This window comes from Streptomyces sp. NPDC048514 (assembly GCF_043199955.1).
GTDB lineage: Bacteria > Actinomycetota > Actinomycetes > Streptomycetales > Streptomycetaceae > Streptomyces.
In genome coordinates this window covers 506,143-521,269 of the sequence record NZ_JBICWT010000005.1, presented here as the reverse complement: position 1 = coordinate 521,269, position 15,127 = coordinate 506,143, and the positions used below count along the sequence as shown (strand labels likewise).

The 15,127-nt window shown below is 65.4% G+C and carries 10 protein-coding genes, 1 tRNA gene and 2 pseudogenes; 4 read left to right on the top strand and 9 right to left on the bottom strand.

The annotated features are described in order from the left end of the window. Positions 1–8: 8 nt before the first annotated feature. Positions 9–1,262, bottom strand: coding sequence for an ArgS-related anticodon-binding protein NrtL (gene nrtL / locus ACGFT2_RS14035; protein WP_393277492.1), 1,254 nt, complete (start codon positions 1,260–1,262; stop codon positions 9–11). 703 nt (positions 1,263–1,965) lie between these two features. Continuing rightward, positions 1,966–2,463: pseudogene (locus tag ACGFT2_RS14030) on the bottom strand (PleD family two-component system response regulator); the annotation flags it as partial. A gap of 186 nt (positions 2,464–2,649) precedes the next feature. Between ACGFT2_RS14030 and ACGFT2_RS14025 the strand changes: the two are divergent. Continuing rightward, positions 2,650–2,721, top strand: a tRNA-Arg gene (locus ACGFT2_RS14025). A 300-nt stretch (positions 2,722–3,021) separates the two neighbouring features. After that, positions 3,022–3,492: a GNAT family N-acetyltransferase gene (locus ACGFT2_RS14020; protein ID WP_393277490.1), complete on the top strand. Its 471-nt coding sequence runs from the start codon at positions 3,022–3,024 to the stop codon at positions 3,490–3,492. 156 nt (positions 3,493–3,648) lie between these two features. Here the strand turns inward: ACGFT2_RS14020 and ACGFT2_RS14015 are convergent. The 4 genes and pseudogenes from ACGFT2_RS14015 to ACGFT2_RS14000 form a co-directional block, all read right to left on the bottom strand. After that, positions 3,649–3,891, bottom strand: a pseudogene (locus ACGFT2_RS14015) (site-specific integrase); the annotation flags it as partial. A 26-nt stretch (positions 3,892–3,917) separates the two neighbouring features. Then, the gene (locus ACGFT2_RS14010; protein ID WP_393277488.1) at positions 3,918–4,397 is read right to left on the bottom strand and encodes a GntR family transcriptional regulator; all 480 of its coding nucleotides are present in this window, start codon (positions 4,395–4,397) and stop codon (positions 3,918–3,920) included. Positions 4,398–4,485: 88 nt separating this feature from the next. Beyond that, positions 4,486–4,923 (bottom strand): ATP-binding protein, encoded by a 438-nt coding sequence (locus ACGFT2_RS14005; RefSeq protein WP_393277486.1) that lies wholly within the window; start codon positions 4,921–4,923, stop codon positions 4,486–4,488. Positions 4,924–5,198: 275 nt separating this feature from the next. Continuing rightward, complete coding sequence (locus tag ACGFT2_RS14000) at positions 5,199–5,939, bottom strand: GntR family transcriptional regulator (RefSeq protein ID WP_393277484.1); 741 nt, start codon at positions 5,937–5,939, stop codon at positions 5,199–5,201. A gap of 80 nt (positions 5,940–6,019) precedes the next feature. Between ACGFT2_RS14000 and ACGFT2_RS13995 the strand changes: the two genes are divergently transcribed. Further along, positions 6,020–7,123 carry a DUF1152 domain-containing protein gene (locus tag ACGFT2_RS13995; RefSeq protein ID WP_393277482.1) on the top strand — a complete coding sequence of 368 codons (1,104 nt, stop codon included), beginning with the start codon at positions 6,020–6,022 and terminating at the stop codon, positions 7,121–7,123. A gap of 107 nt (positions 7,124–7,230) precedes the next feature. Here ACGFT2_RS13995 and ACGFT2_RS13990 read toward each other — a convergent pair whose 3' ends face one another. Beyond that, entirely contained in the window at positions 7,231–8,058 is an 828-nt protein-coding gene (locus tag ACGFT2_RS13990) for an MBL fold metallo-hydrolase (protein ID WP_393277480.1), read from the bottom strand. Between the two features lie 783 nt (positions 8,059–8,841). Between ACGFT2_RS13990 and ACGFT2_RS13985 the strand changes: the two genes are divergently transcribed. Next, a complete protein-coding gene (locus ACGFT2_RS13985) occupies positions 8,842–10,581 on the top strand; it encodes an AIPR family protein (RefSeq protein WP_393277478.1) in 1,740 nt (579 codons plus the stop codon). A 23-nt stretch (positions 10,582–10,604) separates the two neighbouring features. Here the strand turns inward: ACGFT2_RS13985 and ACGFT2_RS13980 are convergent, their stop codons facing one another. Next, complete coding sequence (locus tag ACGFT2_RS13980; RefSeq protein WP_393277476.1) at positions 10,605–11,015, bottom strand: hypothetical protein; 411 nt, start codon at positions 11,013–11,015, stop codon at positions 10,605–10,607. A gap of 1,096 nt (positions 11,016–12,111) precedes the next feature. After that, entirely contained in the window at positions 12,112–15,108 is a 2,997-nt protein-coding gene (locus ACGFT2_RS13975; protein WP_393277474.1) for a DUF499 domain-containing protein, read from the bottom strand. Between the last annotated feature and the right edge of the window lie 19 nt (positions 15,109–15,127).

Genomic DNA, 15,127 nt, shown 5'->3' with positions numbered 1-15,127 from the left:
CGCGGCCCTCAGAGGTGTTCGGGTGCGTCGATGCCGAGCAGGGACAGGCCGCCGGCCAGCACCGTCCCGGCGGCTTCGGCGAGCGCCAGCCGGGCACGGTGGGCGGCCGAGGGTTTCTCCTCACCGCAGGGCAGCACCGAGGCCAGAAAGGGCAGCACGGCATCGGCAAGACCGACCAGATGCCGCGCAACCCGGTCCGGGGCACGGTGGGTGGCGGCCCCGGCGAGGATGCGGGGGTGATCGGCGAGGGGCGTGAGCAGAGCACGAACGCCGGGGTCGGCACCGGGGGCCGGGGGTGCGCTGCGGGTGGGTGGGGCGCCGGGGGGTGGGGGTGCGCTGAAGGTGGTCGGCGGGCCGTGGACGGTGGGCGCGTCCCCGTTCGCCGGCGTACCGGAGACCATGGGCGCGTCGCCGTGCGTCGGCGTGCCGGAGACGGGCGCGTCCCCGTGCGGCTGGGGCAGGTGGGCCTGGGCCCTGTCGGGCGTACGAGGTGTACGAGGTGTACGAGCTTCCGTGCCGGCAGGCAGGTGCGCCGGGGCCGTCTTGTCGAGGGCGACGGGACCGGGCTCGGCGGTGAAGCCCAGGCGGGCGGCGTTGCGGCTGAGGGAGCGGATGCGGGCATGGGCGTACCGGACGCGGAAGAGGGGATTGCTCTCCCGCTGGACCAGGTGGTCGGCGGTGATCCGGGGCCGGTCGTGCGGGGCGGGGTGGAGGAGGGCCCACCGGGCGGCGTCGGGGCCGAGCGGGGCGGGGTCCTCCGGGGCGGGTACGGGCCGCAGATTGACCGGCTCGCCGTGCTCGACGACCGCCCGCCCGCCCTGAGTGGCCGCGATCCGCACCACCGCGTCGGCGACGATCTCCGCCCGGACCTCGTACGGCACGCGCAGCGCGAGAACCTCCCCGGCAAGGGCGGCACCGTGTCCGTACGCGGCACCGCGATCCCGGATCTCCCGGACCAGGCCGGTGACGAGGTCGACCTGCGCGTCGAGGGTGATGTTGAGGAACCCGGGCCCGGTGACGACGACGTCCCGGATGCCGTCGGCGCCGACGAGACGGGACCGCAAAATCTCGGCGACCCGCCGCGGCGGCGTCCCGGCCGGCCGAGCGAGCTGGAGGGCGATGTTGGTGGCGTAGTCCCCGCATCCGCCGGGCCCCGGCTCGGTCACCATCACCCGCTCGGGAACGACCACGCTCAGCTCCCCGTCGTCGACAGCACGACGCACCGCGCGCAGCACGGTACGGGAGAGCTCGACGGGGGTCACGGGACAAGCGTAGGGGAGGAGGGGGCAGGGTAGGCGAACCGGTTCAGCCTGTGGAACGACCGGATGCCGGACGGCACGAAGATCCCCGCGTCAGGGACCGGCCCCACCGGTCAGACCGACCGCAACAGACCGACGGCCACGGGGCTACGGGGCTACGGGGCTACGGGGCTACGGGGCTACGGGGCTACGGGGCTACGGGGCTACGGGGCTACGACACACCCCGGCCGGATTACGGCAGACGCGACACTCCCAGGCAGGCGGAGGAGAGTGCCGTAGCGACGCCCGCGAGCTTGGTGCCACCGCCGCATCCGACCCGCACCCGCATCCGATCCCGCACTCGCACTCGCACTCGCACTCGCACTCGCACTCGCACCCACAGTGTCGACGACAGGCTGAGCCGCCGCCGCGACCCTCGACCTGCGACCTGCGACCTGCGACCTGCGACCTGCGACCTGCGACCATCCCACCGGGTACCTGGCCGAGGACTCAACGGCTATCCGCCGCCGAACTATCCGCCGCCGAATCCGAAGGAGATGCCGCCCGGTACCTCGTCGGGGACGCCGTCATCGTCCCCTTCCCCATCACCGCCCCCACCAGGGTCCGGCTCGCTCCCCCGTCGCCCACGCGCTTCCCTCCCACGTGCAGCGCCTCCGTGTCCGTCACGAACATGCCCGTCGCCAAGCGCAGGGCCGCCGTGTTCTTCACCCGCACGTCCGTCGCCGCCGCCCGCGTCTCCGGGATGCCCCACTCGACGATGCCCGTCTCCCCCGCGCTCGGTCCGCTTGCCGATCAAGTCCTTGACGAGCCGGACGAGTTCGGCAGGCTCGAAGGGTTTGGCGAGGAAGGCGTCGACACCGACGTCGAGGCCGGTCTCGACCTCGTAAGGCGTACACGCGCTGATGATGGCGAGGGGCAGGTGACGCGTACGGGGGTCCGCGCGGAGCCGAGCGGCGGTGCGCAGCCCGTCCAGCCGGGGCATGACGACATCGAGAGTCACGACATCGGGCCGTACCTGGTGCACCACATCCAGACACTCGGCACCATCGGCCGCGGTCACGACCTCGAGCCCTTCAAGCTCGAGGTTGACCCTGATCAGCTGCCGGATGACCTTGTTGTCGTCCACAACAAGCACCCGGCCCGAGGCGCCTGACACACGTCGAGAGTAGGTCCGGCCCGGCCACCGCGTCCGGGTTTTCCCCACTTCCACCCCGTACAGGGGACCCGCTCTCCCCCTCTTCCATCCGGCACAGGCGACCTACGTTCCCCCACCCCCACCCCCTGCAGGCAGCCGCCCTCCCCCGCCCCACGGAAACGGGTTCCTGATCACCCCGCCGGACCTGCTAGTGTTCTACCCGTCGCCGCGAGCGAGCAGCTCAGCAGCCGACACGCCCCCGTAGCTCAGGGGATAGAGCAACGGCCTCCGGAGCCGTGTGCGCAGGTTCGAATCCTGCCGGGGGCACCTTGGATTAGGTGCCCAAAGACCCCGTCACCAGCGGAAACGCTGAGGCCGGGGTCTTCGCGTTTGTGCAGGCGTGTGCCGCCCGGAGCGGCCGTATGCCGGGGTCTGTGGACTATTCGTGGACAGGAACTGAGCGCGTCTGCCCAGGTCACAGCGGCTATCTCGGAGCGGACGCGGCCCGGCGTGCCGGTCCCCCACCAGATCCACGGCGCCGAATACGCTGCGCCTGAATGCCACACGAGAACGGCTCTTCACGTCGCTCGGGACGGCACAGCCGCCGCATGCAGGAAAGGGTGTGGCATGAGGTCTCCAGACGTACACCTACGCGAGATCACTGACGACAACCGGGATGCCGTTCGTGCCCTCCGCGTCCGCCGTGACCAGAAGCAGTTCGTCGCCTCCGTGTCCAGGTCTCTCAAGCAGGCGGCACAGCACCCGGAGACCAATCCCTGGTATCGCGCGGTGTACATCGGCGACGAGCCAGTCGGCTTCGTGATGCTGTCGTGGAAGCCGCCGGCTGGTCCTTACACAGGGCGGCACTTCGTCTGGCGCCTGCTCATTGACAAGCACCATCAGCGGCGAGGGATCGGCCGGGAAACTCTCACGCAGATCGCCGCCCTGGTTCGTGAGGACGGCGCCACCGAGTTGCTGACCAGCTACGATCCCGGCGAGGGCGAACCGTGGCCCTTCTACCAGAAGTTCGGATTCGAGCCCACTGGGGAGATCGACGACGGCGAGATCGTTCTGCGGCTCACCTTCCCCACCGAGTGAACTCACACAGGAAACCGCAGAAAGTTTTCCGGTGGTCACCTGACCAGGAATTTGGTGGGCTTCGGAAGTCTGCCTGTGACCGACGCCCTGCGACCGGGACACACGACGAAGCCCCCGGCCCACTCGCGGACCAGGGGCTCATGGCTATGTGCCTCGTCACTCGTATTCGCGCAGCAGCTCTTCGATCTTGCGGTTGGCGATTTTCTGCCGCCCATCAATGCACTTGGCGTAGCGGCTCAGCAGTACCTCAACACTGATACCCGCGCGTTCGGCCACCTCGGTCGGGCCCACCCCGGAGTTGGGCCACGTAGACAGCGCCGAGTGTCGGAGATCGTACGGCCGCGCAGCCAGCGGCGAGGCGAGGGCAGCCGGCTGGAGCCCGAGCGCCCGAGCCTGCTGTCACACGCGGACTGCCGCCCAGGACGTCACTGCTCGCCAGCTCGGTGCCCTCGACCAGGTCTGCGGGGAAGTAGGACGAGACCAACTCGACAGCTTCGCGGTCCCCTTCGACGAGGAAGCGACGCATGACCACCTTGGCGCGCTTCGGCAGGCCGAAGCACGGAAGCGACGCGGGCAGGAACAGAGACTTCGCCGACCTCTACGAGGCGACCCGGAGCGCGCGACTCGTCGCGCTCCAGCACGTCCCGCCCTCTGCGGTCCTTCCGGTCCACGGCGGCCGGGCGGCCGCGCACGATCGTGCCGTAACCCCGGCGAGACTCCGGCCAGCCGTCCCGCTTCAGCAGCTCCAGCGCCCGAACGACGGTCGGGCGGGACATCCCGAAGGCCTGCATCAGCTGGTTCTCACTGGGGACCCGGGTGCCGGGCGGATACGTACCGTCCTCGATGCGACGCTGGATGGTCCGCGCGAGGCGTACGTACTTGGGTGCCTCCACCTCATACGCCATGAACGCCGCCCATCGAGAGTGGCCAAGTCAACTGGTCAGCCAGACCAGCGACACTCCCCGTGTCAGGACAGACAGGGTCGGGCATCTCTCACGACGGCCAGGCATCGGCCATCGTGAACGACACGACCGTCCCGCCGAAGCCACTCGGACCGGACCGCCACGAGTCGGCGATGGAGTCGACCAGAAGCAGACCACGTCCATGGGCTTCGGTGGCGTCCGGCCGGCGCAGCCGAACGTGCGCCGGGAAGCCCGGATTGTGGACCTCGACCCGAAGCGAGGTCCCGTCACGGAACCACTCCACCCGGACGAGCCAGGGCTCATCCGACCGGCCGTAGGAGATGGCGTTGGTCACCAACTCCGAGATCATCAGTAGGCAGTCGTCAACCGAGCAGGCCGGGTCGTACGAGGCGATGAATTTCTTGAACCAGCGTCGCGCCCGGGGCACCGACTCGGGGGTCGGGTGCAAGGTCATCGCTCCGAGACGGGGCGACTCCGGGCATGGGTCACGGTCCAGCGTGTAGGCCATCCGTGCTCACTCCTTGCCGGTGCCGTCGCAGTCGAGGCACCGTCGCTTCGATGTGGCACGAGCACGGTCGTTGACGGTGGAGAGCGCCAGCGTCGTACGCGAGCTCACGCGCTTCCAACCGCGCCCCCGGCAACTCAGGCAAGCTAAGTGCGCGTCCTGTTCAGGCCGCCGACTCGTCACGCCGTGCCCCCTTGGTAAGTGGCCTTAGCCACTTACTGGATAGTGGCATTAGCCACTCACGCCGTGCAAGCGGTTCGACGCAATCAGACCAAGCCTCAGGTGAGCGGGTAGCCCTGCTCGAACGCCCAGCGGTGAGGCGGGTAGGTCGCTTCGGCGAACTCCAGGGGACGGTCCTGCAGGTCGAAGACGACGTGATGGACGATCAGGACGGCGGAGCCATGCTCCAGCTGGAGATCGGCCGCCTCCTCTTCCGTCGCGGTGCGAGCGCACATGCGGTCTTCGGCATAGCTGCCCTGACGTCCCGTCATGTTCTCGACGTACATGAGGGTGCCCTCCTGGATCCGCTCAGGATCCATGAGCTTGGGCGCCTTCTGGCCGACGTCGGGGGCGAACCACGAGGTGGACAGCGTGATGGCGCCGTCCTGGTTGTTCGTGACGCGCCGCCGATGAACGGCCCGCCGGTCCTTGGCCAGCCCCAGCGCCTCAGCGACGTGGTCCGGCGCCTCAAGCCAGCCGGCTGACGTGATGACCGCGTACTCACCAGAGGTGTAGATCTTCCCGGTCTGACGAGCGCGCCCGTACAGCTCCCGTGCCCTCCGGTTGACTTCCAGGCTCCGGACGTACGTACCCGATCCCTGCCTCTTCTCGACCAGGCCCTGATGACTCAGCGCCTCCAACGAGCGGGCAGCGGTCGGCCTGGACACCTTCCAGTCCGCCGCGAGTTGCCGTTCCGAGGGGACCTCGTCCCCCGGTCGCAGGTCCCCTCGAAGGATCTGATCACGGATGAAGTGTGCGATCTGGAGATACTTCGGCTGAGCCTCCTCGATCTGAGGCATGCTCCCTCCCTATTCAACTGGCTATGGCCTCTAGCCACTATAGGGTGAGTGGCCAACATCGAAACCCGTACGCTGATGACATGACGCGGTTGATCGTCGCAGCAGGAGGAGGTGGCGACGCAGTCGCCTCCGCAATGCTCAGCGCCGCCCTGTACGGCGACGAGGACCAGGCGGTGATCCTGACCTACGCATGGGATCGCCTCCTCATCGATCCGGTACCGGGGCCACGAGGAGCCCGCGACTTCACGGGCCTCGAGCGGATCACCCCAGCAGTCTCGGCAGTGCCGGCCGATGCCCACGCGATCGCGCCCGCAGGATCCACCCTCCCGCGACTCGCAGCGGAACTCCCGCACACCTTTGCTTTGCTTGACCCGCACCAAGGCGTCGAAGGCGTCACGCGCCAACTGGAAGAGCTGATCAGTCACTTCGAGCCGGAGTCGATTGATCTCTTGGACGTCGGCGGGGACATCCTTGCGCGAGGCGACGAGCCCACACTGAAGAGCCCCCTCGCCGACGCCGTCACCTTGGCCGCGGCCTGCCAGGTGAACGCATCGATTCGACTCCTGGTAGCCGGCCCCGGCCTGGACGGAGAACTCTCCCCGGACGACCTACGCCCGTTGCTCGGTTCCCTCGTCCGCACCCTCACCGCGGACGACGTGGAGCGGATCAGCACGGTCCTTCAGTGGCACCCGTCCGAGGCAACCGCGATGCTCGCCGCGACGGCCAGCGGAGTGCGGGGCACCTGCGAGGTCCGCGATGCCGGCCTCCCCGTGGCACTCACCGACGAAGGCCCCAGGGTCCACGAGGTCGACCTGGACGAAGCGGTGAACCGCAACAGCTTGGCCCGAGCCATCATGACAACCGCCCTCCTAGACGAGGTCGAGGCATACAGCCGTGAAATCTGCGGCTTCTCCGAGATCGACTACGAGCGCAACAAGGCCGCGTGGCTAAAGGACCAGCCGCCGGTCAAGCTCGACAGCGCAGCCGTGTTGCCGCAACTCGACCAGTTCGAGGCGGAGGCCCGCAGCCGCGAAGTCACCCACACGACGTTCCGCCACATCACCGAGGCCCTGAACCTCAACGGCTCTCAGCGCCATGCCTTGCGCCAGCTGCTCATCGACAACCGCCCGGAGCAGTACGACGCGCCCCTATGGCGCATCACGGAAGTGCCCAGGTCCAGTTGAATCTTGACGGATTCGTGTCGGTTGATCCTTCTCGGTTCACAGTGCCTCGTATCGCATCGTTTGCCGGATAATCGACGCACAGCGCCGATTCCAGCTCTGAGCCGAGTTCACGCGAGACCGGTGAAGGGCGCGCTCGGTTGCCAGGAGACGGGCAGGACGACGTCGACGCCGTCACGGCGGGCCAGGGGCAGCAGCCTGCGCATGGTGGTGCCAAGGTCGTCGAACAGGTAGGACATGGGACGCAGTGGCCGGTCCAGGCCGAAGAAAAAGTCGTCCCAGTGCACCAAGATGACCCGCTTGGCCCCGGTCGCGACCACGACCTCGTCCCAGTAGGTGTGGAGGAACTCGGCGGGCTGTTTGCCCAGCATGCCGACGCCCAGGTAGATGACGTCGACATGGTGACCACGAAGCGCGCCGGGCCGGTAGTTGGCACTGGCTTGCAGTAGCACACGGCCGTGGGGGTGGGTGACGAGCACGGAGTAGGCGGTGCCGGTCTTCCAGGCACCGGCGCGGGCCGGCGGCACCAAGGGCCGGTCAACGGTCCCTGGGTAGTGGTCGCCCGGGCTGTGCACGGAGTCCAGGAAGGTCAGTGTGAAGCTGCCATAGGTGGCGGTGTCGCCGTCGCCGACCAACCGCAAGGACGACTCGGGGACCCCCAGGCCGCGCCCGATGTTGGCGGTGGACTCCGACCCGACCAGTTCGGCGCCGGTCTCCAACGCCCACACTGGCGCGTCGAGGGCGTGGTCGTAGTGGGAATGCGCGCACACCACGGCGGCGAGGGTGTCGGCCCGCAGCCGCTCGATGGCGGCACGCACCAGCGAGCGGTCCGGGGCGATCTTGCCCATTCCCACACGCAGCATCCCCGGGCGGGTGATGAACCCGTCACTGAGCACCGAGGTCTGTCCGTCCGACAGCAGCACTGAACTGGTGCCCAAGAAGTGAGCGATCAGCCCCTCACGGTGCGTTGCAGCGCGCTGTTGGTAAGCCAGGTAGGGCCGCAGACTCGGGCGACCGATCGGCACCTTCATACGAGCATCCTCGGCCCCCAGAGGCAGGAGAGCCAGCTCAGGACCTCGTATGCCCTCTCACAACGGTCCATTCTGCGAAGCCCCGTCGGCACGCACTGGTGATCCGCCACGAGGCCCGGCCTCCTCTCAAGCATCAACCGAGACAAGACAAGGCCCACGCGACCGACTGAGTCACAACTTTCTCTACTGGTTCAAGGCGGCTCGCTCCGCTCACCGCGCGCAGGCCCGGCCCCCGGCCGGGCCTGCGCTCCTGTCTCCGCCCCGCTCCAGCCCGACCGGCGCCCGTGCCGCGCATTAAAGCAATCAGCCGCCTGATGTCAGAGAAGGGGCACGTCGTGGCTGGGGCGGTCGGCTACACGGCTTTAGGCAGCCACTTTGGCGCGAGCCTCGAAGATCATGGCCCCAACGTCGTGCTTTACCGGGCAGGTCCACAGACTGCCCGACGCGCCGGAAGCTTACGGGGCCATGATCACTCGCGCCAAAGCAGCGCCACCCAAAAGCCGCTCCACCGACCTGACTGCCATGCTGCTGCGGCCTACGTTTAACCCGGATGCACACGGACGACCAGCCAGATGAGAGCGCTGCCCTCTAGAACCCTTAAACCGTGAAAGCACTGCACGGCCACCCACCTCAATGGTACGTTCAGCACGCAACATCGCTTTGACGGGCGGGAGTTCTCATATGCCGAAAATGCCCAGCAACGCACAGATGCTGATCATGCGAATCTTCGATGCATGGAAAGAAGAAAACCTACCTACGGTTGACGTGGGCACGGCCTTTGAAGTCTTCGCATCCGAGCTTGCATTGCGGCCATTCGGTCTGGGGCTTGAGGATATTGAAGCGGGGATTGTAGGCGGTGGGCAGGATGGCGCCATTGACTCAGTGCACGTCTTCTTCGATGACACGCTGCTAGATGAAGACTCAGATGTAGTGTCAGAAACAAGCCGCCCCACCGATTTCGGACAAGATAGAAACCTTGAACTCTGGGTGGTGCAAGCTAAGCGGACACCTAGCTTCGCCGAGGAGGTAGCAGAAAAGCTAGAGAATACGATGCGCCGATTGCTTGACCTATCGCAACCCCTTGACGATCTATCCGTTCTATACAATCCCACGCTGCTGGCACGTTTCGGAATCTTCCGCGCCGCTTGGGAGAAGCTCCTCACACGCCGCCCCCGAATCAGTGTCAATATTATTTATGCCACTCCAGGAGACTCCAGCAACATCACACCGCAGTTCGAGGCAAAACTACACGCCCTGAAGCAAGTGATTCTCTCTTCAGTGCCGGACGCACGGACAATCTCTGTAGAGCTTCTTGGCGATAAGGAGCTACTGGCTAGGTACAACGAACGTCCGCCTTACACCTTGGCCATGAACTATCAAGAAAGCGCCACAAGCGGACAGTCCCACGTAGCCCTCGTTAAGTTGAGGGACTACTACAACTTGATCGTTGATGAGAACGGTCGACTCCGTCGGCACCTCTTCGAATGGAACGTTAGAGACTATCAAGGTAACGTGTCGGTGAATCAGGAGATTCGCCAGTCCTTGACGGCTACTGAAAGCCCTGAGTTTTGGTGGCTAAACAATGGCGTCACCCTGATTTGCAGCGAAGCTACGAGTACAGCGAAGACCTACTCCCTGTCAAATATTCAGATCGTGAATGGCTTGCAGACCAGTCACGAAATTTGTGAAGCGCTCAGAGGAAACCCCACGGAAGAAGCTGCAGAGCGCATGCTTCTCGTGCGGATTATCGTCACTGATGACGCCGCAACCAGAGATATGGTCATCAGGGCCACCAACCGCCAAACAGCAATTACTGACGCCTCTCTGCGTGCAACGGATGAGGTACAACGCAATATCGAGGACTATTTTTTGACCCAAGGCTGGTACTACGACAGGAGGAAAGGATACTACAAGAACGACGGCAAGGATCCTGCCAAAATTGTGAGCATTCAATTCGTTGGAGCGTCCGTCACAGCGATGGGGCTGGCGCGCCCGGACAAATCTCGCGGTAAGCCTTCTTCGCTACTTAAGAACGATGAAGACTACCGTCTTGTTTTCAACTCTTCGATTGATCTGCATACCTACCTATGGTGCGCAAGACTACAGCGCCAAGTGGATAACTTCATCTTGTCTGATGCCGCCGAAGCCAACGTGTCTCAAAAGAGCAACCTTAAGTTCCATCTATCCATGCTCATCGTGGAAAAATTGAACGGCGGTCCCATTCGAAGGCCGCAGCAACTTCGCTCCTTAGCCTCCAGGAACGCTGGAGTCGAGGAAACGGAGATCAAAACTCTCTTCGAAAATCTCAAGGAATGGTCTGCTACCTATCTTGAGCAAGAAGGCGTAATCCTGGAAAGGGCAACCAAGGCTCAACGGTTCAGCGAATACCTACTGAACCGAGCGCAAGCAGCTCGGCAAGCAACGCCCTAACCCTGCTTAGATCGCGACCTACGTCAATGGCGTTGGCCGCGACGCTCTGCCTCGACCTCCTCGGCCTCGATGCGTCGCCTTTCCTCCTCGTATTCCCATGCCTCCTTGTAGCGACTACAGTGACCATTGGGCTCTGGCATTTGTGCATCGCCGCGCTTCCATGCAAACAAACAGGAAATCAGGTGATGGATCGTTCCCGTTATGAGCCACTCTCGACTTCTCCTGTAGAGACCGAGATCGATCCAATCCCAATCATGGATCCGTGTCAGGCCATCGACAAGGAGCGTCCGAAGTTCCTCATCGCGCACTTCTAGTGCTGCTAGGCGCGCCGGTTCTAGATATTCATGCAGCTCTTTTCCCCAGGCCTGCTCACGCTTGGCAAGCTGCTCGTACGTATCCGAAGGAACATCTGCCAATGTGGAGTCGGGCGGCATCTCCCTTGTACCCCAGCAACGCGGCAAACGCCTGGGCATTGGCGGTAACCACGGCCGCCCGCTCTGCCTCCTCACGCGCGAGGCGAGCGTCAGCGAGTTGTCGCTTCTGCGCCTGTTGGGTCGAGGCGTAGGAGGTGGCGGCACCAACGACTACGCCGACAAGTCCGATGAAGGGTGTAAGCCACTTCACTGGACCAGTGTTGCTGCCGCCTCGTCGCACAGGGACAGGAACCCTGTATTCCCCACGACGACCGTGCGAAGCAGTCACGACCAGTGAGATCCATATGTTGTCCTGTACAGCAGCCTCCCGCGCACCGGACCATGGCTGAGGGCGACTCCAGGCCCGGGGAGGAGAGCGCATGGCGGACGAGGCGGCAATCCGTACTGTGGCGCGCCGTGCTGACCACGTGTACTGGGTACGGAAGTGGCCCGACAAACCGACCTGACGGGACCGGCTTCGCCAGTGGCTGAACCCCGCGTCGTACCACTTCGACGGGACCGCCACCCCACCGGAACCCTGGGTCGACCGGCCCGCCGGCCACTACGAGCGAACAGGCTGGCGCATCCGTGCGGCCTACGTCCGGTCCGACCTGGCCTTCGAGGTCGAGTACGTGGTCTGCAACCTGTGCAAGATCGCCTGGGTCGAAGCGCCTCACTCCTATGAGGGCTATAAGCGCTGCGGCCTCGCCTCAGCCGCTCTTCGGTCCCTGCGCCACGCCTACCCAGGAGTCCAGTGGCATACGGGCGGCGGTCACTTCCGCGAGGCCGAGCCGTTCTGGGATTCCGTCAGCCTCGACGTGCCCGGCGGCTACACCCAGCGGGCAAGATGCCGTCATGTGGAACCGTGGCAACCGCGCTGAGCACGACGACACCCCCAGGCCCGTGACCAATGGACCCGTGATGGCCGCCCGTCATAGTTTCCGTTGATGCCCCGTCGGCAGCCGGGGCTCAATACGGGCCCACTGGCCGTTCGTCAGATCCCCACGTCCTAGGGGACGTGATCAGCGACGAACAAGATCCACTCTCACAACAGGCCCTAACCGGGACTGGAAGCTTCCCTGGGTAGTCTCTGCCATCGTCGGCAGCGGCGGTCTTGTCATATTTCCTTGAACGTCCCGTTAATGCCGAGTTCTTCAAGGCGCTGCTGTATCTCCTCTGCCGCTTCAGCCTGCATCACCAACTGGAGGGTGCCCTGCAGGTAGCTGATCTGCCGTTCGTCAAGGGTCATGTAGAACGCCCGGAAGAGCGCGGCGAAGCCGTCGGCGCTGTCAGTGTTGGCCAGAAGGTTCTTCGTGAAGGAGAAGGCGACCTGCCGCTCCTTGACAGGCATCGGCTTCGGTGAGGTTTCCGGATCCTGCCCGCCAGCCTGCTGCTGAGGGGTTTCGGATGCCTTGTCCTCTGGCCTTCCGGGCACAGGAGACGCGGCCCCACCCGCGGTGTCGTCGACACTGGCAGCGCACGGGCCTTCGTGGGCCGGCTGGTCGCAGGTGAGGCAGGTTTTGGCCTGTGGCTTGGCAAGGCGCAGGCCCGTGCTTGCGAGGTTGACCTGGCCGGGAGCGGTGACCGCCACCTCGGTGCCAGCTCCGTCGACGATGCTCAGCAGCCCTTGGCTCACGGCGTCGTGGATGCCCTGCTGGAGATCGCGATCGCCGGCGTACAGCAGCGGCAGCCGGGGGGCACTGTAGAAGGCGGCCCGGATGTCAGAGAGGGTCTTGCCGTAGTCATTGTCGCGGAGGTTGTGCAGGAGGGCCTTGGCGCTGAACTGGCCGGTGTCGAAAACCTTGTCCCGGTCGGCGAGGCCCTTCCAGACGAGCAGGCCGTCGAGGGCCGTGATGTTGTCCTTGTCGAACGTGAGCTGGTCCAGGTACCGCTCTCGATCCGGGTCGGGCTGAGCTAGGAAGGCGACATGCTGGTAAGCCCGCTTGATCTGCCTCTCCAGCTGGGTCTTGGCCTCGCTGAGTTCCTTCGCCCCGATGGTCTTGAGCTCGTCGTCGTTCTGGATCTCGGGCGCTTGCAGAGCCTTTTGCCTGGCCAGGTACTCCACCGCCAGGTTGCGTGCCAGGGCTCGCTGCTGTGTGTTCACCACGGCGTAGACCGCGCTGCTGGCCCATTGGACGGGAAGCTGCTGGGAACCTTGCCCGAGTCCCATGGCTACGTTGAGCGCCTCGAGGGTGGGCTTCTCCATTCCGTTCCGCAGGCTGTACTGCGCGGGGTCGAGCACGATGAGCCGGGTGGTGTGGGCGGTGTCCAGCCCGGCCGTGGCCAGGACGTCGGCGGGGCTTCGTTGGAGGTCCGCCGAGACGTATTTCACGTCACGAAACGGTCCGCTGCTGGTCAGCCTCTTCGCGAAGTCGAAGATGACCTGGTCGCGCTCCGTTTCGGTGATGGTTCGGCGGATGTTCTTGACCAGCATGCGGTGGGTGAGCCGGGTGGACAGGAAGTAGCGGGCCGGCTTGTTGTTGCCCTGTCCAGGTGTGATGTCGAGTGCGCTCATTCCTCGGTTCGGGTTGACCAGCTCGTCGACGACGCCGTCGGCGTCAGTGATCGTGTAGGTGATTATCGGGACGCTAGTGGCCGCCTTGACCTCGGGAGCACTGGCCCCGCGGCCTCGCCCCGGCCGCAAGGTGCCAACGACGCTGGCCAGGAAGATGAAGGTGGCCGCTCGTTCGGCGGCGCGGGGGTTGTGCGAGGACCAGGTGCTCGACGGGCGTTCGAGGTCCTGGCGGCGCGCGGCCCCGGATGAGGCGTCGTGGTTGACGACTTCGATCTCGGCCAGGCTCCGGTAGTTGGCGATGGTCCGGTCGTCCTCCACCAGACCGCTGCCCAGGAGCGCCTCTCGCACAGTGTTGTCCGACAGCGGCAGGTCTCCGGGGCCTATGAGTGCCGGCACCCACTCGCCGGCCTTGCCGCGTTGCTGGAGGGCGTAGACCGTGGCAGCGAAGATGCGGATCGTGGACCGAACCCGTTGGAATCCGGTGATCTTGCCCCACTCGTCCTGCGCCAGCTTAATGAGCATGGGGTGGAACGGGTAGCACGTCGCCATCTCCGTGCGCCAGTTACGACGCCAGGTGGCATTGATCGGGTCCCAGACCTGCTTCGCCCACGCCTTGTCCGTCAACACTTTCTCGTACAGTGCGGCAGTCGCAGCAAGGACCTCCCCGGCGGGCTCGGCGTCGAACAGCCGCCGGCGGAGGATGTCGGCGAAGTCGCCCACGCCGGTAACAGTGGTCGGCAGGCCGTTGCGGTCGAGCTGGCTGTTCAAGTCATCACGGCGGGCCTGCGCAGCGGCGGACAGTGAGGTCTTGTCGACGTCGGGAGCGATCATCACGACCAGCATCGCGACGTGAGGGACATCGTTGACCACATCGAGCACTGCGCGCAGAAACGCCATGTCCTGCGCCGCCAGGTCGGTCTTGTTCGCGCCGTCTAGTCCGTTGCCGATGTAGTCGAGCACTTCATCGACGATGATCAGCACGGGCCGGTTCACCGCACTGATGGCCTCAGCAATCTTGTGCTTGTCGCTCCAGAAGGGCCGGTAGCGTTCGAAGAGGGTGTAATCCTTGGAGAATAGGCGCCAGAGGAAACGCTCGTAGAGGGTGAAGGCGGGACCGTCGAGCTCCTGCACGCCGGCGCCGGGGGTCATGTTGTCGCAGGGCAGCACGACGACGTGCGGACGTCCGAGGTCGTCAGTCAGCGGGTGCCCGATCCTGGCCTGTGCCCGCTCAGCGACCTTCTGGCCGAGTTCGGTACCCAGCAGTGCCGCTGGATTGGCGGCCAGGTGGTAGGCGCCGATGCACGCGTGCGACTTACCGCCACCCATGCCCTGGGCGAGCCGGGTTACCGCTCGGGCCTTCGAGTAGTCGTCACCGCCACCGATACGCACCGCGACCTCGGTGAGCAGGTCGATGAGCAGTTCGGTCGGGTGCGTGATGTCCCCGTAGTAGCCCGCGTCGGCGTAGGGCGGGCGATCGGCTCCGGTCGCGTGAACGGCCCGGAACAGCGACATCTGTACGTCGTCGATCTGCCCGGAGGCGTTGAGGATCTCCTTGCGGAGCTTGAGCGCCTTCCACCAAGGCGTCACGCTGGTCGTCACTTCTGCTCTCCTGGGCTGC